This is a genomic window from Rhodococcus sp. H-CA8f (assembly GCF_002501585.1).
Classification (GTDB): Bacteria; Actinomycetota; Actinomycetes; order Mycobacteriales; family Mycobacteriaceae; genus Rhodococcus_F; species Rhodococcus_F erythropolis.
The window spans coordinates 1,514,516-1,534,526 of sequence record NZ_CP023720.1 but is presented as its reverse complement, the minus strand read 5'-3'; the positions used below and the strand labels follow the sequence as shown (position 1 = coordinate 1,534,526).

The window sequence follows — 20,011 nt, the reverse complement described above, 5'->3', positions numbered from 1 at the left end:
ACATCAACGGGAGAGGGAAAACCACAGTGCGACTACCCAACCAGTTTCTGATCTACGTCAGCGATGCCGCCTCCGCAGCAGCGTTCTACGGCGAATTGTTCGACGCGAAGCCTGAGGTCCTCAGCCCTCGGTACATGACCTTCGACCTCGGCGGCGGCGTGGTCCTTGCACTGTGGAGCGGCAAGTCCCGCGACCTCGATCCCGCGACTCCGCGCAATTTCGAAGTCGGCATATTGGTCGACGGCGGGAGCAATGAAATTCGGGCGATCTACGACGAGTGGGTGGCCAAGGGTGTCGAGGTAGTCGAAGAGCCAAACGAAGATGTCTTCGGTCTGACATTCGTCATTTCAGATCTGGACGGAAACCGCCTCCGCGTAGCGCCCGCAGATCACTGAGCACTCAGCCCTTGATCTCGCCGTACCGGCGCAAGGCTTCCTCACGCTCATGCGCGTGATCGACGATCGGGTCCGGGTAGTCGACCGGGCGCATCGTCTTCAACGAGTGGACGGCCTTCCCGGGAACATCGCGGAGTTCGGGAACCCACCGACGGACGTATGTGCCGTCGGGATCGAACTTCTCTCCCTGCGTGATGGGGTTGAAGACGCGGAAGAAGGGCGAAGCATCTGTGCCCGACCCTGCAGTCCACTGCCACCCGTGCTGATTGGAGGCCAAGTCACCGTCCACCAGATGCGACATGAAGAACCGTGCGCCACGCCACCACGGAATATGTAGGTCCTTCACCAGAAAAGACGCGACGATCATTCGCACCCGATTATGCATCCAGTTCTCAGCCGCGAGTTGCCGCATGCCGGCATCCACGATCGGGAAGCCGGTCTTGCCCTCACACCAGGCCGTGAAGGCGGCGTCTGCGTCCACTCCACCGTCGTGACGTAAACGGTCGAACTTGTCGTCGTAGTTTTTCCGCGCGCTGTCGGGGCGTTGAAACAGGATGTCTGCGTAGAAGTCTCGCCACGCCAACTGGCGACGGTAAGCCTGAGCGCCGTCGCCCAGTCGCTTGGAGAGATCTGCCAACATCGTTCGCGGATGGATCGTGCCGTACTTGAGCGGAATCGACATCCGGCTCGTGGTGTCGAGGTCAGGCCGATTTCGTTCGTCGTCGTACCGGTCAAGATCGTTCTCACAGTATTCTTTCCACTGTTCGAGGGCGCCGACCTCACCGACGAAATCGCTGACGGAGGCGGATGGCGCGGGGATACTCACCCGGCGCGGGCCACCCTCCTTGTCGCTCGGATCGAACCAACGGACCGTCTGCGCATCGGTCGACGCGGGGCCCCGCCAACCGTGTTCCATCCACTGACGGAAGTACGGTGTGAACACCTTGTACGGATCACCGTCCGCCTTGGTGACGCGTCCGGGCGCCACGGCATACGGAGATCCGGTGGCGATCAACTCCACCTGCTCCGCCACGGCCGCGTCGCGCCGTCGGCCGTAGGGTCCGTAGTCGGCACTGATGTGAACTTCTTCGGCGCCAACGGATTCCGCTACACGGGGCACCACGTCCGCCGGATCACCTCGAACCACCATCAGATTTCCGTCGAGTTGATGATCGAGCGCCGTCAAGTTGGCGAACAGTTGATCCTGACGGGGTGAGCCTGCCGGTCCGAGCAGGTTCTCGTCGAGAACGAACAAACCCAACGTCCGCCCGCCGGCATCCGACGCTGCACTCAGGGTGGGAAGGTCACCTACCCTCAGATCACGTCGAAACCAGACCACAGAGTTACTCACCCAGTCGAGCCTACCGATCAGATCCCAGAACGCATCCCACCGCACGAGCTGCAAGTTGCGCAGCTCGTTCTGCTGTCGGTTCGGAAGCGAGCCCGAGCAGTCGCTGCCGGTGCTCCTCCCCGAGCAGCAACGTGTACAACTGATCCGCGCACAGCGCAGCCTTCTGGCCGTGCTGATCGATCAATATCTTCTCCAGAAAGGCAATCGACTTGGCCGGGCCGGATTCGTAGAACGCGGCGGCCAGTTCCGGGAACTGCACGGCCTCGCCGATCATCATGCGGTGCAGCGCAATCGAGTTTTCGCTGTGCAGTGCGATGACGATGTCCACTGCAGCGGCGAGCAGGTCCGACTGGTCGCCACCGGCGTTCTCGACATACGCGTGCTGACGCGAAACAGCAGCAGCGAAGACTGCGGATTTGTCGCCGAAATAGCTGTACACGGTGCGCTTGGCGACGCCGGCCGCCGTGGCAATGGCGTCGATGGTCGTTCGAGCGAACCCGACTTCTCGAAACGAGTCGACCGCAACGTCGAGAATCTCGTTGCGTCGATCAGCTCGCTCCGCGTCGCTGGTTCTCCCACGTCTGCGCGGTTGCTCCATCAAGTCCCCTACTACCGTGCCACTCAATTAATGCTACGTTGACGTTTCATTATTTCGAACACTACAGGAGCACTGCATGACCGGACAACGACTCGTCCACGTCGCCATCGCCGACGACTGGGAAGCGTGCAAGCGTTTCGGTGAGTACGAGGTCTCGACGCGCGGAATCAGTTACGACGAGGCGGGATTCATTCGCGCAACCACCCCGAACGCGCTCGCTTCGGTGCTCGATCTGGTGTTCGGCGACCTCACGTTGCCACTGATCGTCGCCGTCATCGACCAGGACGCTCTGACCTCCGCAGGCATCGACGTCGAATGGGAGGCGGGAAAGCCCCGAATCCTCCGGCCTCTACCGATGGACGAGGACACCGTGGTCGTCGAACTGGTCGTGGAACGCGTTGACGGGGCCTGGCCGATTCCCGACCTGACCCCGTACGCAAGCCCCGCCGGCTAGACCAGCGCAGCCTCGGGTTCGACCACGGGGGTCGACGCCTTCTTCCGGCCGGCGGCGACGCACAGCGCGATCCCGACGGCAATCCAGCACACCAGCACCAGAAGTGGCGTGGCGGCGCCATGGCCGTCGAAGAACGCCATCGAACGGACGGATGCTCCTGCGGCGCCAGGTGGGAGCAGCTGCCCCAATGCACCCCAGCCTGCGGGCAACCACGCGGCAGTTGTCGCCATCCCCGAGAGTGGGTTTCCGATGAACATCATCGTGACGGCACCCAACGCGAATCCCTTCATCCCGAGCAGGGATTCGAGTCCCAGAATGGGCAGCGAGATGGCCGACATGCCCATGGTGAGTGCGAGCGCGGTGAGCAGGTAGTTTCCGTCAAGACTGTTGGTGCCGAACTGCAGAATGGCAGTCAGTGCAAAACCCGCGACAACCGCGACGCCGGCAGCGCCCAACACTCGCTTGACAATGCTCCGCGGAAACAGTTGCACGAGAACAACAGCAGGCATGATTCCGCCGAACACCAAGGGCAAGGCCAATGCCGTGAGCCCAGCACCGGTCGGGTCGTCCGCAGTCAGCGGCACAACGTCTTCGACGGGCACCTTTGCCCCCGAGTCCTCCGAGAGGCCGTTGGCCACCCCGGTCAGGGTCTGGGCGATCGGGGTTCCGCCTGCAGTCGCGATCAACACGTGAGGACCGTTGGCATCAACGGCGATTCCGCCGACCACGTCGCGATTCCGAATCGCGTCACGCAGGGCGTCGGCGTCAGCGAATTCTCGAGTATCGAAGGCGCCTTGCTTACTCGCCTCGAGCGAGGTGCTGATCTGTTCGGTTGCCGGAGCTGGACCGGTGATGCCCAACTTCAGTTCGTGCGGGCCACTGTTGACCGAGGGCAGTACGAAGGCAAGCAGCATCAGCCCGATCACGGCGGACAAGCCCAACACCACAGCCACCAACTTCTTGCGGTCCCGTGCTTCAACTTCGGCGTTCATAACTACCCTCCCTAAGTGGAAGTTTTTCCTCCACTATTTGTGGAAGATATTCCTCCGGTTATGATGAACTGTCAATACCGGAGGTGAATGTGCGAGCCGATGCACGTGAACGCAGAAACGCAATAGTCGACGCCGCACGAGCGGTGTTCACCGAGCGCGGGCACGACGCGCCCCTCGACGCAGTCGCAGAACTCGCGAAAGTGGGCATCGCCACGCTGTATCGGAACTTTCCGACGCGCGAGGACCTCGTGACCGCCGTCGCCGTCGCAACACTGACCGATGTTCGCGAGGCTGCCGACATCGCACTCACGGCAATGTCCACCGATCCCACAAACGCGTGGCACACGCTGGTGGACCGCCTCGTGGAACTGCGCCTGGGTGCGCTCATTCCTGCACTGGTGGAACGCAGTTTCACCGAGCTGGCGCCCGAAGTTCTGGCGGTGCGTGAGGTGACGAAATCGAAGATGACCGCGACGATCGGCGCCGCTCAGAGCGCCGGACTGGTTCGCGCCGATCTGCAACCGCTCGAATTCGTCATGGCTCTGGCCAAACTGACGCGCCCGCAAATCGAATTGTCCGACGAGGCCATGCCGAACCTGGTCCCGCGGTTGGTCGCGGTGTTCATGGCCGGTTTGCGTCCGGACGGTACCGACTTGCCGGTCTGATCGGCGAAACCCGACGTACCAGGCAAGGCACAATGGGGCTGTGACCGAGATACCGAAAATCCTCGTAGTCGACGACGACGCAGACGTCCTGACCTCACTCGAACGCGGATTGCGGCTCTCGGGATTCACCGTACTGACGGCAGTGGACGGCGCCGACGCGCTCCGAGTGATCTCCGACAAGCGACCGGACGCGGTAGTCCTCGACATCAACATGCCGGTGCTCGACGGCACCGGCGTGGTGACGGCGCTTCGTGCCGCCGGCAACGAAATCCCGATCTGCGTGCTCAGCGCACGCAACTCGGTCGACGATCGCATCGCCGGGCTCGAATCCGGCGCAGACGACTACATGGTCAAACCGTTTGTCCTCGCCGAACTGGTTGCCCGGATCCGCGCAATGCTCCGTCGCAGCAACACTCCGGCCGGCGATCACTCCGAGGGAACGAACACCCTGCGCGTCGGAAACCTCGACATCGACCTCTCCGGTCGCCGGGTTCGTGTCGACGGCAAGGAAGTACCGCTCACCAAACGCGAATTCGAGCTACTCGAAGTCCTCGCTCACAATTCCGGCATCGTGCTTACTCGCGAACGTCTCCTCGAACTCGTGTGGGGCTACGACTTCGTGGCCGACACGAACGTCGTGGACGTCTTCATCGGCTATCTGCGTCGAAAGTTCGAATCCGGCGGTTCACCTCGTCTGCTGCATACCGTTCGCGGCGTCGGGTTCGTGCTTCGGGAGAACCCGTGAAGCGTCGCCGCTTCTCACTACGAACTCGCGTTGCCGCGGCCGCGGCACTGGGGGCGACGTTCATCGTCATCGCACTCGGCGTGGTCGTTGCATTGGCTATCGCACGAAACAATCTGGCGCAGTTGGACCGTCGCTTGGAGACGGCATCGACGGTCATCGTGGCCAATGCGGCAACAGCGGGACCTTTTCTCGGCGCATTCGGAGACGGCGGAGCGTTCTCCGTGACCATCCGCTCCGACACCGACGGAACCGTCAAATCCAGTACCCCGACGCGACTGCCCGAATTACCGGTCGGCTCAGCGACCGTCGACGTGGACGGTACGAAGTACCGGGCTTACACCGCCGAGGCCGACGGGATCAATGCCCTGGTCTCGCTGGCGGTTCCCTATGCCGAGGCGCGGGACATCACGGTCGACCAACAGCGTCAGGTTGCGTTCTTCGGCGTCGGAGCCGTAGCGGCCGCAGCCGCGTTGGGATGGTTGTTCGGTGGCCCGGCGGTGCGCCCACTCGTGGAATTGACCCGCCGGATCGCCAGGCGAGATCCCGATCTCGCCACCGAGGTTTCCGGCATCCGTGAAGCGGACGAGCTTGCCGCAGCAGCCGAATCGATGCTCAGCGACGTCGCCCGGGCACAGGCCGCGACCAACTCGGCCCTTGCTGCCGCTCGGGACTTTGCTTCCGCGTCGGCTCACGAACTCCGAACTCCGTTGACGGCGATGCGAACCGACATCGAAGTGTTGTCCATTCACGATCTCGACCACGAGCAGCGACGTGAGATCCTCACAGATCTGGCCCGCGCACAGGGCCGCGTCGAATCGACTCTCCGGGACCTGGAGCGACTGGCGAAGGGCGAGTTGTCGACGGCTGAGGACTTCAAGGACACCGATTTGACCGAGGTATGCGACATCGCTGCCGACGATGCACGACGCCACCACCCGAGCGTCGATGTCAGTGTCGTCACGGTGGATTCCCCACTCCCCTATTGCATCCGGGCCCTTCCCGGTGGAATCCGGTTGATCCTCGACAACGCGATCACCAATGCAGTCCGCCACGGCGGCGCGAGCACGGTGCGCATCACCCTCGCGCGCCCGGTCGATTCACCGGACACCGTCACGATCACGATCGACGACAACGGTTGCGGAATACCGGCCGAGGAACGCTCGAGCGTCTTCGAACGCTTCACTCGCGGATCGACGGCAGGCAAGACGGGTTCCGGTTTGGGCCTGGCACTGGTGGCGCAGCAGGCGGCCCTGCACGGCGGACGTACGACATTTCACGACAGTCCGCTCGGCGGGGCTCGCCTGCTGGTCGAACTCAGGGATCAGCCCGGACCCGAATAGCCCCTTCAGGTCTCGATCAACTCGCCGATCCCTGACGCTGTCACTTCGATGACCCGAGCCGAGCCGATGTCGAAGAACAGTCCGGCGATACGCAGGCGACCGTCCACACGGGCCTGACCGACCAGAGGATGGCGTTCCAGAGTCTGCAATTGGACTGCAACATTGACCATTCCGAGCTGATCGACCTCCGAGAAACCCGCCTCGGCCGCAGCACGCGCCACCGGATGGCCACTCGTATATGCCTGCAAGCTCGTCTCCGCATGCCTCAACCACTCACCGACAACTCCCGCTTCCGACGAACTGTTCGTCAGGAGTGCCTGCATCGCGCCGCAGCCCGAGTGTCCGCACACGATCACCGAACTGACACCCAACTCGTCGATCCCGAAGGCCAGTGCCGCTTCCACCGACGTATCGCGGCCGCCGGCAGGAACCAAGTTTCCGACGTTGCGCACAGTGAACAGGTCACCTGGGCCACTGCTCGTGATGATGTTCGGCACCACTCGCGAATCTGCGCAGGTAAGGAAAAGAGAGTCGGGATTCTGGCCGTCGCGCAACTGATCCATGTGCGGCCGTATCGCTTCGGCGCGATGGCGATGATAGTTGGACACCCCGTCGAGAATGGGTCGCAAGGCTGGCGGGCTGCTCAGATTCCTTCCCGAAGCCTGTGGTTGCCAACTACCCCACGGAGCGAGCAATCCGCGCAGGTCGGTGACTGCGGCGCCGCGCTTCGGCGGACCGGTGGTCGCGCTCTCCATACTCACCGAGCCAACTTCGTCGATGATCACCGAACCACCTGCCAACTCGTACTGCCTCGCCCACTCTTCGATGACGTCGAAGACGGCATGGTCGAGGAAGTCGACGGACAACTCGACGGTGACGTCGGACCGCGGCGGGATGCCGGCGAGTACCGAGGTGAGCTTGGGCAGCACCAGGAAGGTGCACGACCCTTCGACCAGCACCCGCCACTTCCCGGAATCCTTGTCACCCAACTCTTCTGCCGTGACCGATGCGCGGATGACACGCCACACCAGGAGGGCGATCGCCAACGCCAATCCGATCAGCACGCCCTCGAGCAGGTTCAAGAACACGACGCCGACCACCGTGATGCCGTACACCCACAGATCACCGGTCCGTCGCGCCAACCGAATGTGCGCCAGCTTGACCAGTTGAATGCCGATGACGATCAACAGTCCGGCAAGCGCAGACTTCGGAATCTGCTGCACCAACCCGGCGAGCGCAGCCGAGAACAGCAGAATCCACAGGCCGTGCATGATCGACGACGCACGGGACTTCGCCCCGGCTTCGACATTGGTGGCGCTGCGTACGATCACACCCGTGACGGGCAGGCCGCCAATCGCCCCGGACACCATGTTCGCAGTACCTTGGCCGAGCATCTCGCGATCGAAGTTCGAGCGCGGGCCCGAGTGCATCTTGTCCACAGCCACGGCCGAGAGCAGACTCTCGACGCTGGCGATCAGGGCGATGGTCAGGATGCCGGTTGCGACGCCGAGCCACTGGCCGTCCGGCAGAGCGGGAAGTCCGATCGAGTCCAACAAAGATCCGTCGAGAGCAATACGTTCGACGTCGATCGGCAGCAGGAGCGAAGCGAGAGTTGCCAATACGATGCCGACCAATGCCGCAGGCACCTTCCGGACGCCCGCGGGGAGATAGCGCCACCCGAGAAGAGTGGCGATGACAACGAGTCCGATCATCAAGTCCTCGACGTGCAGGGCACCGATCTGTGCGGGCAACTGCCGTAGATTGTCCAGCGCCGAACTGGCCGAGCTTCCGCCCAACAACACGTGAACCTGTTGTAGCGCAATGGTGATGCCGATACCGGCGAGCATCGCATGCACCACCACCGGCGCAATAGCCAGTGCCGCACGGGCAATTCGGCTGAGCCCGAACACGATCTGCAGAATTCCGGCGCCGACGGTGATCAGGCAGGTGACTTTCCACCCGAACTTGCCGATCAGTTCGGCGACCACCACGGTCAGGCCGGCTGCGGGACCACTGACTTGCAGCGGTGAACCTCCCACCGCTCCGGCCACTACTCCGCCGACGATGGCGGCGATCAGACCGGCCATGATCGGTGCCCCGGAGGCGATAGCAATTCCCAAGGACAGGGGAAGCGCCACCAGGAAGACGACCAGCGACGCCGGCACGTCGTATCTGATCAGTTGCTCGAGATAACGCCGGCTTCCACCACCCGGCGGAGACGAATCCCCCACGACGGCTTCGTCTGCGGATGATTGTGCGTGCACTACGGACTGCGTCGACATAGATCTCCTCGCCGGACCCCGGATCCGGCTGCTGGGCAACATGTTCGAAGCGAATCGGCGATCGGTATCGCCGATCGACTGTGACCATGGTAACCGCGATTCCTTACTGTTCCCTTAGATGCGAACCCAGACGTGGTCGACGTCACCGCCGCCCGGCACTGTGACTCGAACCTGAACGTCGGTCCAGAAGAGCGATCGAATTGCTTTAACCCGCAAGCATTTTCGTACGGGCCGCCCGAGTGTTCAGCACACCTGAATGCCGTCGGCGATAATGGTCGGGAGTAAATGCTCAACCACAACGATGTGAAGGCAGGCACCATGTCCGATCAGTACGTCGCCGCGCAGGACCGCTACGAAGCCATGCCCTACCGCCGAACCGGTCGGAGCGGTCTCAAACTCCCGGCGATCTCGCTCGGGCTCTGGCACAACTTCGGCGACGACGTACCGATCGAGAACCAGCGCGCAGTCCTGCGGCGAGCATTCGATCTCGGAATCACGCACTTCGATCTGGCCAACAACTACGGGCCGCCGTACGGAAGCGCCGAGACGAACTTCGGCAGGATCCTGCGTGAGGATTTCTCTTCGTACCGCGAGGAATTGGTCATCTCGTCGAAGGCCGGGTGGGACATGTGGCCCGGCCCTTACGGGTTCGGCGGTTCCCGCAAGTACTTGCTGTCATCCCTCGACCAGTCACTCGGCCGACTCGGAGTCGATTACGTCGACATCTTCTACAGCCATCGCCCCGACGCCGAAACTCCGATCGACGAGACCGCAGGCGCGCTGATCAGTGCCGTCCAGCAGGGCAAGGCGCTGTACGCGGGTATCAGTTCGTATTCGCCGGAGCGCACCCGTGAAATCGCCGCACTGCTCGCCGCTGCGGGGGTCCCCTTGTTGATCCACCAGCCGAGCTATTCGATGCTGAATCGGTGGATCGAGCAGGACCTGCTTTCGGCTGTCGACGATCTCGGCGTGGGCGTCATCGCGTTCTCACCGCTCGCGCAAGGCATGCTCACCGACCGGTATCTGAACGGCGTCCCCGAGAATTCTCGGGCCGCCCAAGGTAAGTCACTCGATCCGTCGTGGTTGACCGACGACGCTCTCACCCACATCCGCGCGCTCAACGACATCGCGGCAGACCGCGGCCAGTCGCTGGCTCAGCTGGCACTGAGTTGGGCACTCCGCGATTCGCGGGTCACCTCGGTATTGATCGGTGCATCCAGCGTCGCCCAACTCGAAGCCAACGTCGGCGCGCTCGACAATCTCGAATTCAGCGCAGCCGAACTGGCCTCCATAGATCAGCACGCAAAGGACAGCGGCATCAATCTGTGGGCAGAGGCCAGTTCGATCTGAGCGATCATCTGCGCTAGAGCTGAGGCAACTCCACGTTCACGTGCTCGCCCTCTTCGAATACGGCCGAAGCAGGCCCGACGATCAAGGGATCCGGAGTACCGACTGCCCGGTGATCCTTGTTGGGATAGTCGAAGCTGGCGAGCACGTGACGCATCGCTTCGAGGCGGGCGCGCTTCTTGTCGTTGCTCTTGATCACCGTCCAGGGCGCATCCCCGGTATCGGTGTAGAAGAACATCGCTTCCTTGGCCTGCGTGTAGTCGTCCCACTTGTCGAGCGAAGCCAGATCAGTCGGTGAGAGCTTCCACTGACGCACCGGGTCTGTTCGACGGGCTGCGAATCGCGCCAACTGCTCTTCCCGGCTGACCGAGAACCACAGCTTGTGCAGATGGATCCCGGAGTTGACGAGCATCCGCTCGAAGTCCGGGGTCTCTCTCATGAACTCGAGGTACTGAGTCGGCGTGCAGTAACCCATCACTCGTTCGACACCGGCGCGGTTGTACCAGGACCGGTCCATCATCACGATCTCGCCGCCGCTGGGTAGGTGTGCGACATACCTCTGGAAGTACCACTGCGTTCGCTCGATGTCTGTGGGCTTCTCGAGCGCGACGACCCGGGCACCACGAGGATTGAGATGCTCGGTGAACCTCTTGATCGACCCGCCCTTACCGGCAGCATCGCGACCTTCGAAGATGATGAGCACTTTCTGCCCGGTTTCCTTGACCCACAGCTGCAGCTTGAGCAACTCGATCTGCAGACGCCGCTTCTTCCGCTCGTACTCGCGGCGCGACATCTTCTTCTCGTACGGATAGCCCTGCTTCCAGGCATCCGCGAACTCTGAGGGCTCGAGTCCGCCGAGCTTGTGCTTGAGACTCGAGAGCTCGTCGATCTCGGCCGCATAGTCCTCGGTGACGGAAATTCTGGTCGACGGGGTCGGCAGGTCAGGAACCCGACCGTCCACACCGCTGGAGTCGGGGCTCATGAATACGCACTCCCTGTCGTCGAAATGAACGAACGTCCGGAAAGTGAATTTTACGCGCCGAAGCCCTCCGCCGCGGGGCCGAAGCGAATGTTGCTTGGCATCGAGGAGGTAACGACAGGTCCGGCTTCCCAGGCGCAGAACCCCCACGCGGTACCTTGATCGAGGTAACTGAGACGGTCGGTAACCCCCGAGAGAAGAGAGTTCTGGCGAGATGCGAGTAGACGGACGGGAGATCCCGGTAACGGGAAGCCTCCTGCCACCACTGCACCGCCGTACGAGCGACATCATGCGGGTCGCGATCGCTGCCGTGCTGCTCGGCGGCGTCATCGCGGGCTCTCTGATCACCCGAAGTCAGTGGGACGCCCTCGAAACGTCGGTGTCCAACATCGTCGGAGTGCTGTCGCCGAGCCTGTCCGACACTGTGTACCTCCTCTACGGCATCGCAATCCTGGCGCTACCGTTTGCCATTCTGATCGGGCTCATCGTGGGGCGCCGATGGAAGTTGCTGGCCGGATACGCCGCTGCCGGCCTGTGCGCCGGACTCGCGCTGTCGTTCACCGGCACAGGACTCGCCGCACCCAAGTGGCACCTCGACGTCCCCGACCGACTCGACGCCACGTTCCTGTCCCAATTTCTCGACGATCCGCGGTGGATTGCGATGCTCGCGGCGGTGCTCACCGTCTCGGGTCCGTGGCTACCGAAAAAGTGGCGACGAGCCTGGTGGACGCTGCTTCTGCTGTTTGCGCCCATTCACCTGATCGTCAGCTCGATCGTTCCCGCCCGATCGATGCTGGGTCTCGCCGTCGGCTATCTGATCGGCGCGGTGATCGTTCTTGCCGTCGGCACACCTGCCCTCGAAGTGCCGTTGGACTCTGCAGTACGCGTGCTCGCGCGGCGTGGTTACCGCGTCACCGCTTTCCGCGTCGTGAGTCCCTCGGGAATCGGCCCGCTGGTCATGTCCGCCGACATCGACAAGGCTCCGGACGACGAACCGTTCGACGAACTGATTGTCGAGTTGTACGGACAGAACCAGCGAAGCAGCGGAGCAATTCGACAGACGTTCCGCTGGATCTCGTTCCGGAACCGTGAAACTCCTCCCCCTTACGGATCGCTTCGGCGCGCCGTCGAACATCGCGCGCTGATGGGTATCGCGTTCGCCGACATCGGTCTGGCCAGTTCCAAAGCCGTCGCCATCTCGGTGCTCGATCGCGGATGGGAGATGTACGCCCGCCCGAGCCCCCGCGGTATCCCACTTGCCGTCGCCGTCGAAAACCAGGCGGACGAGGAAGAATCCTCCAAACTGATCGACGCGTTGTGGCAAACACTGCACACCATTCACGTACATCAGATGGCGCACGGTGACCTGCGCGCTTCCGAGATTCGCGTCGAGGGCGGAACGATCCTCTTCGGCGGCTACGCGTACTCCGAATTCGGCGCCACCGAAGTTCAGATGCAGTCCGACAACGCCCAACTTCTTTTTGCCACCGCATCACTGTTCGGCGTCGACGCAGCGGTGGACGCCGCGATTCGTGCGCAAGGCGCAGACACGATTCTCGCTGCCTCCGGCCGATTGACCACCTCGGCGTTGCCCAACCGAATTCGGCGGACCGCCGAGGATTCCGCAAAATTGATGACCGAGATCCGAGACGAGGTCGGCGCGAAGAACGGGATCGAAAAGGTCGCTCCCGCACAGGTCACCCGATTCAGTCGCAATCAACTGATCCAGCTCGTTCTGCTCATCGGACTGGTCTACGTCGCCTATCCCTTCATCAGCCAGGTACCCGCATTCATCACGGAGTTGAAGACAGCCAACTGGTGGTGGGCACTGCTCGGCCTCGGCGTCTCCGCACTGACGTACGTCGGCGCGGCAGCGGCCCTGTGGGCCTGTGCGTCGTCGATGGTCAGTTACCGCAACCTCCTGATCATGCAGGTGGCCAACACCTTTGCCGCGACGACTACTCCGGCCGGAGTCGGCGGGCTCGCCCTGAGTGTGCGGTTCCTGCAGAAGGGCGGGCTCGGTACCGTCCGTGCAACGGCCGCAGTCGCGCTTCAACAGACGGTTCAGGTGGTCACCCACGTCGGCTTGCTGATCTTCTTCTCGATCGTCGCCGGACGCGATACGAACCTCTCGCACTTCATCCCGGGATCCACTGTTCTGTATCTGGCGGGTGGCGTCGCGCTCGGAGTTCTCGGTGCATTCATGTTCATTCCGAAACTTCGTGGGTGGCTGCGCGACGATCTGCGTCCTCAGATCACCGAGGTGTTGGGTGAACTGAGCCAACTTGCACGAAACCCGACCCGATTCCTCATCATCGTGGGCGGCAGCGCTGCAACAACTCTCGGTGCCGCCCTGGCTCTGTGGGCAAGCGTCGAGGCATTCGGCGGCGGAACCACGTTCATCACCGTCACCATCGTGACGATGATCGGTGGAACCCTCGCCTCGGCAGCTCCGACACCGGGTGGCGTCGGAGCCGTCGAGGCCGCCCTCATCGGTGGCCTGTCCGCGTTCGGATTGCCGGCAAGCATCGCAGTGCCGTCGGTTCTGCTCTACCGAGTCCTGACCTGCTGGCTCCCGGTGTTCTGCGGCTGGCCGACGCTGCGATGGCTGCAGAAGAACGACATGGTCTGAGCGTTCCCGCTACTGCCGGCGAACGATGTGGGCCTGCAACGCTTCACCGTCGTCGTCGACCCAGCCCTTGCTTTGGGCGTAGTCGACCATCGCCGCCACTCCGTCGACGTCAGTGGCGCTCTCGCGAACACGGGCTACCGAGATGAATGCACTACCACCGCTGACGTATCCGTAATTCCGAAGGCGCAAGAGCTCGTCCAGTTCGGAATCGGCGATGTCGCCGGTCACCTCGACGTGAAAGGCCTTCAGGTTGTCCACTTCGCGGACGCTGACGCGGCCGTTGTCCACCAGTACATACATGGCAATCCTTTCCTGGATCACTCACGACGGTGAGTGCGTACCGAATACACGCCGGTGATAGGTCAGTGGATTCGCCTCGCAGTGCCAGGCGTCGTCCACCGATCCTGTCACGATCTTGTGATCACCACCGTCCACGACGGCGTCCACGGTGCACACGATCCAGATGGGAGCGTCCGGCAGTCTCGGTGAGCACACGTGCGCCATGGCTTCTCGAAAACACAACGCCCTGTTGCCCTGTGGATCGTTCACGACGTTAGCCCTTGTCTGCCAACTCTTGTGCGTACTTCTTCGTCATGTGGTCGACGGCGTCGAGTTGCGCCTTCGCATGCCCCTCCCTGACGCCGCGCGCGTGAGCGCGGACAGCATAAGCACAACTTCAAAAAAACGGACAACTTCGCTGCCTACCAGCACTGTTGATGCCGATAACCGATACTGAGCTTTATGTCGGAACTCGGAAATGAACCAGACTCGAAGCAGAAGGCGGTGCTCGAGCGACACGCGTCATGGATCGAATTGTTCTTCGACCTGGTCGTAGTTGCCGGTATCGGTCAGCTGGCTCACCTGCTCCACGGTTCGCCGTCGTGGTCGGATGTCGCGCTCTACGCCTTGCTCTATCTCGCGTTCTGGACCGCGTGGGCGACGTTCACGATGTACGGCAACATTGCCGGTGACCGTGTCCGAATCCCAAGCATGCTGATCGCCATGTTCGGACTGGCCGTCATGATGGCGGCCGTGGCCGGCATCCACGACAACCATGCGCTGGCCTTCGCTGTCGCCTACGTGGCCGTACGCCTGCTGGCGAGTCGGGTGTGGCACAACGGCCAGATAGTAGTGGACTGGCCGATCGCCCAGATGTCTCTCGGTGTGATCCCGTGGATCGTCTCGTTCTGGTTCGAGGGCGAAACTCGGTTCTGGCTCTGGACCGCCGGTGTGACCATCGATCTGCTGATCATGTTCGTCGTCTCCGGCAGCGCGATCATGGAAGACGCGCAGGAAAAGCTCGACCGAATCATCAAGGTTCGCGGGTTCAAGGACGACCGGATGCCCGAACTCGAAGCCCTGCACTCCGATCGGGCTCATCTTGCCGAGCGACTGGGCCTGTACGTCATCATCGTGCTGGGTGAGGGTGTGATCCTCGTGATCTCTGCAGCCTCGAAGCTCACCTGGGACTCCACGGTGGTCAGCCTCGCCGTCGGATCGTATGTCCTGCTCTCGGGCATGTGGGCACTCTCGCTTCTCTACGGCCACGCCGGTGTTCCGCACCTGCAGCCCGAGAAGTTTCCCGCTCGCATCGACATGGCACTGCACTGTTTCACCACCGGCGCTATCGCGGTTCTGGTCGCGGGCCTCGGAGCTGCCACCGAACACGGCGCGGAACACACACCCGCGAACCTGCGGTGGTTGTTGTGCGGAAGCATCGCAGTCTATTTCGGAATCAGCACCGTGGCGGGGCTGTTTGCGCGATCGGACCGACGGTGGCTGCTCGGCTGGGCGCTCCCCTGCACCGCCATCCCTATCGTCATGGGCATTGTCGGCACGCACATGAGCGCCACGTGGATCATCTGGGTGCTGGTGGCCACCGTGACCTGGCAGAACGGCTACGAGTACGCGCAGGTGCGGCGTTCGCGCCGCTCTGCTGTGCGCCTTTATTAACCCCCCGCGGTTAATAAAGGCGCACAGCAGGGACGGTCTTTACCCGCACCGCCGGGTCGAAGCGATAGGGCTGAGCCAGCACGATTCCAGCCAATCGCTTACGCAACCTCGACATCTCGGCCCGGACGGTCACCGTCTTGCGCGGATCGCCGAACAACTCTGAGGCGAGCTGCGAGGCCGTGAGGCCCTCGGGCGCCTGTGTCAGAGCCAGGAGGATCTGCGAATGACGCGGGCTGAGGTCGATACTCCAACCTCCCAAGTCCGAGGAGTACCGCAGTTCCATCGCATTCGAATCTCGCAGGTCCAATTCGACTTCGGCACAAACATTTCCAGACGCCGGGTTCACCTGAGGGCGGATGAGCCAGCCGCCCGGAAGTGGCTCGCACATACACAATCCGAGTGACGGGAGCCAATGCTCGCCGCTGGTCATCACTTTCGGCAGTGCGATGCGGTAGATCGGCGCCATCGAGTCCACCGCAGCAACCCAGCCACTACGGTCCACAACCATTGTCGGCTGACTCGCGCGAGCCAGCGTCGACGCCGAGATCATCCGAAGCCGATCCAATCCGATTCGATGCTTCTCCCGCAGTGCGGATTCCGCCAGCCTGGCCACACTGTCCACCAAAGCGAGAGTGGACGGGTGGACAGTGCCTGCGGCGCCGGCGACGTTGACGACGGCGAGCGCCCGGCGACTACGCGGATCCCGAACCGTCGCCCCGGAGCAAGTCCACGGATGCTGCGAGCGCGAGTAGTGCTCGGCCGAGAACACCTGCACTGCCGAACCTGATGCCAACGAAGTACCGATCCCGTTGGTACCGACAGCTTCCTCGGTCCACGACGCACCCTCGATCATCCCGAGGCGTTCGGCCCGATCCAGCATTCGACCGGGCCCGTGGCGCCAGAGGATGCGACCCTGTCGGTCCGCCACCACTATCAAATTCGCGTCGTCCGGGCCGACGAGCGGTGCCAGACCGCGTACCGCCTCGTCGAAGATCTCCGTCATTCCGGCCGCACCCCGACTCTCTTCGATCTCCGAGGCACGAGTGGTCTTCGTGATCGAACACCGCTCCGGATCGAGACCGAGGGCGCGCAGACGCGACCACGAATCGGCGATCACGGAGCGCGGGCGCGCGGGCGGTTTGCGCCCGGACATCGTTGCTTCGTACACGGATTCGAGAACACGTGCGTACTGCGCCGGGTCTTCACCACTACCCAGGGCCGGTTCGAGTCGATTCGTTGCGCCGATCACACTCCAGTCCTATGTGATGGGGTCATCGAAAGCGAGCGTTGCACCCGGTTGCAGAGTTGTCCGCGTGCGTGAACGTAGGACGGCGTTCACGCACGCGGACTGTGCTCATGCGTTGAGGGGTCTCCCCAGCGCCGAGAGCACAGACTCGTGCATTGCCTCCGAGAGCGTCGGATGAGCAAACACGACCTCGGCGAGATCATCGCCGGTGGCTTCGAGGGATCGGGCGATACCGAAACCCTGGATCTGCTCGGTCACATCCGGACCGACCATGTGCGCGCCGAGCAGTTCCCCGGTATCTGCGTCGAAGATCGTCTTGACGAAGCCTTCGGCCTCGCCGATCGCCAATGCCTTGCCGTTCGCCTGCAGGTCGAAGTGTCCGACCCGCAACTTGCGACCAGTACCGGCGCACTGCTTCTCCGTCAGACCCAGACTCGCCACCTGCGGGCGGGCATACGTGCATCCCGGAACGTAGTCGCGATCGAGCGGATGAACATCGGGCACGCCTGCCAGCTTTTCGACGCACAGGACAGCTTCGTGACTTGCCTTGTGCGCCAGACATGGAGCGCCCGCGACGTCACCGATCGCGTAGATCCCGAAGGCACTGGTACGGCACCACTGGTCGGTGACGATCGCACCACGCTCGATCTCGACGCCCAGAGCCTCCAACCCCAGATCCTCGACGTTGCCGGTGATCCCGGCAGCCACCAACACCCGGTCCACGGTCACCGCCTGGACACCGTCGCTCGTCTGCACGTTCACTTCGACGGCGTCGGCGCCGACGGTCACCGCCGACACCGAGGCTCCGGTGTGAATCGTGATGCCACGCTTCTCGAACTGCTTGCGAACGAACGCCGAAATCTCTTCGTCCTCGACCGGCATGATGTGTGGTGCCATCTCGACGATGGTCACCTCGGTGCCGAGATCGCGGTACAGGCTGGCGAATTCGACTCCGATCGCGCCGGACCCGATCACGAGCAGCGACTTCGGTAGTTCCTTCGGGACGAGTGCGTCGAAGTAGGTCCACACCCGATCACCGTCGGGGGCAACCCCGGGAATCGAACGCGGCCGGGCGCCGGTTGCAATGATCACGTGGTCGGCTCGATACGTCTGACCTTCCACGGACACGACGCCCTTGTCCACCAACTTCGCGGTGCCTGAGATGACGTCTACGCCGTTCTTCTTCATCAGGTAGGCAACACCGCCGGACAATTTCTCCGAAACCCCTCGGCTGAACGACACCAACTTCGAGATGTCGAACTGGACAGACGCCGAACTGAATCCGTATTTGTCGAGTTCACTCAAGGTATGCGCGACGTCCGCGCCGTGAAGCATCGCTTTGGTGGGGATACAACCCCAGTTGAGGCAGATCCCGCCGAGGCGATCACGTTCTACCAGCGCAACGTTCAACCCCAACTGGGCGGCCCGGATCGCCGCCACGTAACCACCGGGGCCACCACCGATGACAAGAACGTCGTACTTCTTCGACGTATTGCTTTCCACCACAGCCCCTTACACCAACATCAGCGCGGGAGAAGCGACAAAGCGCTGGAGCTCCCGAAGGAAGGTCGCGCCCAAGGCTCCGTCGATCACCCGGTGATCGCACGAGAGGGTCACGGTCATCACGGTCCGGACGGAAACACTGTCGCCGACCACCACGGCACGCTTCTCCCCCGCACCTACGGCGAGGATCGCTCCCTGGGGCGGGTTGATGATCGCGTCGAATGCCTTGATCCCGAACATGCCGAGGTTGGACACCGTGAACGTTCCGCCTTGGAATTCTTCGGGACGGAGTTTGCCGGTCTTCGCCTTGGTGGCCAACGAGAGCACCTCACCGGAGATGTCCGCCAACGACTTTGTGTTCGCGCCACGCACGATGGGCGTGATCAGCCCGGTCGGAAGTGCAACTGCCACCGAGACATCCGCCGACGCGAATCGAAGAACCGATTCGTTCGCGGCATCGAATTGGACGTTCACGTCCGGCACCTTCATCAGCGCAGCCGCGCAGGCCTTCACGATGAAGTCGTTGACCGACAGCTTGACAGCCGGGACAGTCGAATTGATCTCCTTGCGCAGAGCGAGGAGCGCATCGAGCTCGAGATCCGCCGTGAGCCGGAAATGGGGAGCCTGCTGCTTGGACGCCTGCAACCTGCCCGCGATTGCCGATCGCATGGGCGTGAACGGAATTGTGTCGTACTCGGGTTCGACGGCAATGGTTCCCGTCTGAGCCGCCGCTTCTGGCAGGAGCTGCGCGGAACGAGCGGCGTCGTGCACGTCGGCGACGCAGACGCGTCCCCGCGAGCCTGTCGGACGACAGTCGTGCAGGTTGACGCCCAGCGATCGGGCAGTTCTGCGTGCGACCGGGGTGGCAGGCACGGCACTGTCGTCGGCGGTTGATCGCAGCGGGAGGCCGGATCTCGTGGCCGGCGCTGCTGTCGCAACAGTGCCACCGGCGTCACGAATCGCGTCGTCGATGTCTCGGACACTGATCCGTCCGAGTGGGCCGGTACCCACTACGGCGGCGAGATCGATTCCGAGCGCTTCGGCACGTCGGAGTGCTCGAGGACTCGCAAACACGTCGCTCTGCGTCGTGCCCTGCAGAACACTCGGTACGACGGTGGAACCGGTTGGTGCAGGTTTCGCTGCAACAACCACCTTCGCAGCGGGTGTAGCCGTAGGTGTCGCGGGAGCCTCCGGTTCGGCAGCTGGTGACGGTGCCGGCTCTTCCGCCGGCGCGGTTGCGCCGCGAGCGGCGAGGAACTGCTCGATCTCCGCATCCGTCGTGGACGCATCGGCGGACACACCGATCACGGCACCGACGGGCAGAGTCTGCCCCGGTATGCCGACGATCTTGCGGAGAACACCGTCGAACGGCGCCTCCAACTCGTTGGTGATCTTGCTGGTCTCGATCTCACAGATCAACTGGCCCTTGGTGAACGAGTCACCTTCCTCGATGAGCCACGCGTTGACCAACCCCTCCTCCATGGAGAGCCCCCATTTGGGGATGTCGATAGCTTTGATGTCAGCCATGA

18 protein-coding genes are annotated in these 20,011 nt (G+C 62.8%); 8 read left to right on the top strand and 10 right to left on the bottom strand.

Annotated elements, in window-relative coordinates; genetic code table 11:
- The first annotated feature begins 26 nt into the window (after positions 1–26).
- Positions 27–395 (top strand): VOC family protein, encoded by a 369-nt coding sequence (locus CPI83_RS07380; protein ID WP_020970460.1) that lies wholly within the window; start codon positions 27–29, stop codon positions 393–395.
- Between the two features lie 4 nt (positions 396–399).
- Here CPI83_RS07380 and CPI83_RS07375 read toward each other — a convergent pair whose 3' ends face one another.
- Both CPI83_RS07375 and CPI83_RS07370 read right to left on the bottom strand, forming a co-directional pair.
- Positions 400–1,746 (bottom strand): deoxyribodipyrimidine photo-lyase, encoded by a 1,347-nt coding sequence (locus CPI83_RS07375; RefSeq protein ID WP_097387023.1) that lies wholly within the window; start codon positions 1,744–1,746, stop codon positions 400–402.
- 10 nt (positions 1,747–1,756) lie between these two features.
- Entirely contained in the window at positions 1,757–2,344 is a 588-nt protein-coding gene (locus CPI83_RS07370; RefSeq protein ID WP_097387022.1) for a TetR/AcrR family transcriptional regulator, read from the bottom strand.
- 76 nt (positions 2,345–2,420) lie between these two features.
- Here CPI83_RS07370 and CPI83_RS07365 point away from each other — a divergent pair, with 76 nt between their 5' ends.
- Complete coding sequence (locus tag CPI83_RS07365; protein ID WP_020908758.1) at positions 2,421–2,798, top strand: DUF952 domain-containing protein; 378 nt, start codon at positions 2,421–2,423, stop codon at positions 2,796–2,798.
- On the opposite strand, the gene CPI83_RS07360 is transcribed toward CPI83_RS07365, so the two are convergent.
- Positions 2,795–3,790: a hypothetical protein gene (locus CPI83_RS07360; RefSeq protein ID WP_097387021.1), complete on the bottom strand. Its 996-nt coding sequence runs from the start codon at positions 3,788–3,790 to the stop codon at positions 2,795–2,797. The two genes, CPI83_RS07365 and CPI83_RS07360, sit on opposite strands and share 4 nt — an antisense overlap.
- Before the next feature lie 89 nt (positions 3,791–3,879).
- On the opposite strand from CPI83_RS07360, the gene CPI83_RS07355 reads away from it, so the two are divergent.
- From CPI83_RS07355 to CPI83_RS07345, 3 genes are read left to right on the top strand one after another with little or no spacing between them, the layout of a single operon-like run.
- Complete coding sequence (locus CPI83_RS07355) at positions 3,880–4,455, top strand: TetR/AcrR family transcriptional regulator (protein WP_020970464.1); 576 nt, start codon at positions 3,880–3,882, stop codon at positions 4,453–4,455.
- A gap of 40 nt (positions 4,456–4,495) precedes the next feature.
- Positions 4,496–5,200, top strand: coding sequence for a response regulator (locus tag CPI83_RS07350; protein ID WP_003939853.1), 705 nt, complete (start codon positions 4,496–4,498; stop codon positions 5,198–5,200).
- Entirely contained in the window at positions 5,197–6,540 is a 1,344-nt protein-coding gene (locus tag CPI83_RS07345; RefSeq protein ID WP_020908761.1) for a HAMP domain-containing sensor histidine kinase, read from the top strand. Before CPI83_RS07350 ends, CPI83_RS07345 begins: the two co-directional genes overlap by 4 nt.
- A gap of 5 nt (positions 6,541–6,545) precedes the next feature.
- Here the strand turns inward: CPI83_RS07345 and CPI83_RS07340 are convergent, their stop codons facing one another.
- Positions 6,546–8,822, bottom strand: a complete 2,277-nt coding sequence (locus tag CPI83_RS07340) for a bifunctional SulP family inorganic anion transporter/carbonic anhydrase (protein WP_020908762.1) — start codon at positions 8,820–8,822, stop codon at positions 6,546–6,548.
- Between the two features lie 318 nt (positions 8,823–9,140).
- Between CPI83_RS07340 and mgrA the strand changes: the two genes are divergently transcribed.
- On the top strand, positions 9,141–10,172 hold the full coding sequence (mgrA, locus tag CPI83_RS07335; protein WP_070796082.1) for an L-glyceraldehyde 3-phosphate reductase: 1,032 nt from the start codon (positions 9,141–9,143) through the stop codon (positions 10,170–10,172).
- A gap of 13 nt (positions 10,173–10,185) precedes the next feature.
- Here the strand turns inward: mgrA and ppk2 are convergent, their stop codons facing one another.
- Positions 10,186–11,151, bottom strand: coding sequence for a polyphosphate kinase 2 (gene ppk2 / locus CPI83_RS07330; RefSeq protein ID WP_020970466.1), 966 nt, complete (start codon positions 11,149–11,151; stop codon positions 10,186–10,188).
- A gap of 211 nt (positions 11,152–11,362) precedes the next feature.
- Here ppk2 and CPI83_RS07325 point away from each other — a divergent pair, with 211 nt between their 5' ends.
- Entirely contained in the window at positions 11,363–13,780 is a 2,418-nt protein-coding gene (locus tag CPI83_RS07325; protein WP_019744892.1) for a lysylphosphatidylglycerol synthase transmembrane domain-containing protein, read from the top strand.
- Between the two features lie 9 nt (positions 13,781–13,789).
- Here CPI83_RS07325 and CPI83_RS07320 read toward each other — a convergent pair whose 3' ends face one another.
- Positions 13,790–14,080, bottom strand: coding sequence for a hypothetical protein (locus tag CPI83_RS07320; RefSeq protein ID WP_031333759.1), 291 nt, complete (start codon positions 14,078–14,080; stop codon positions 13,790–13,792).
- Between the two features lie 21 nt (positions 14,081–14,101).
- Positions 14,102–14,329: a flavin reductase gene (locus CPI83_RS07315; RefSeq protein ID WP_223257974.1), complete on the bottom strand. Its 228-nt coding sequence runs from the start codon at positions 14,327–14,329 to the stop codon at positions 14,102–14,104.
- A gap of 192 nt (positions 14,330–14,521) precedes the next feature.
- Here CPI83_RS07315 and CPI83_RS07310 point away from each other — a divergent pair, with 192 nt between their 5' ends.
- Positions 14,522–15,733, top strand: coding sequence for a low temperature requirement protein A (locus tag CPI83_RS07310; RefSeq protein ID WP_097387020.1), 1,212 nt, complete (start codon positions 14,522–14,524; stop codon positions 15,731–15,733).
- 10 nt (positions 15,734–15,743) lie between these two features.
- On the opposite strand, the gene CPI83_RS07305 is transcribed toward CPI83_RS07310, so the two are convergent.
- From CPI83_RS07305 to CPI83_RS07295, 3 genes are all read right to left on the bottom strand, one after another.
- On the bottom strand, positions 15,744–16,982 hold the full coding sequence (locus tag CPI83_RS07305) for a helix-turn-helix domain-containing protein (RefSeq protein ID WP_097387019.1): 1,239 nt from the start codon (positions 16,980–16,982) through the stop codon (positions 15,744–15,746).
- A 105-nt stretch (positions 16,983–17,087) separates the two neighbouring features.
- Positions 17,088–18,485: a dihydrolipoyl dehydrogenase gene (gene lpdA / locus CPI83_RS07300; protein WP_097387018.1), complete on the bottom strand. Its 1,398-nt coding sequence runs from the start codon at positions 18,483–18,485 to the stop codon at positions 17,088–17,090.
- Positions 18,486–18,491: 6 nt separating this feature from the next.
- Entirely contained in the window at positions 18,492–20,009 is a 1,518-nt protein-coding gene (locus CPI83_RS07295; RefSeq protein ID WP_070385567.1) for a 2-oxo acid dehydrogenase subunit E2, read from the bottom strand.
- Positions 20,010–20,011: the final 2 nt, after the last annotated feature.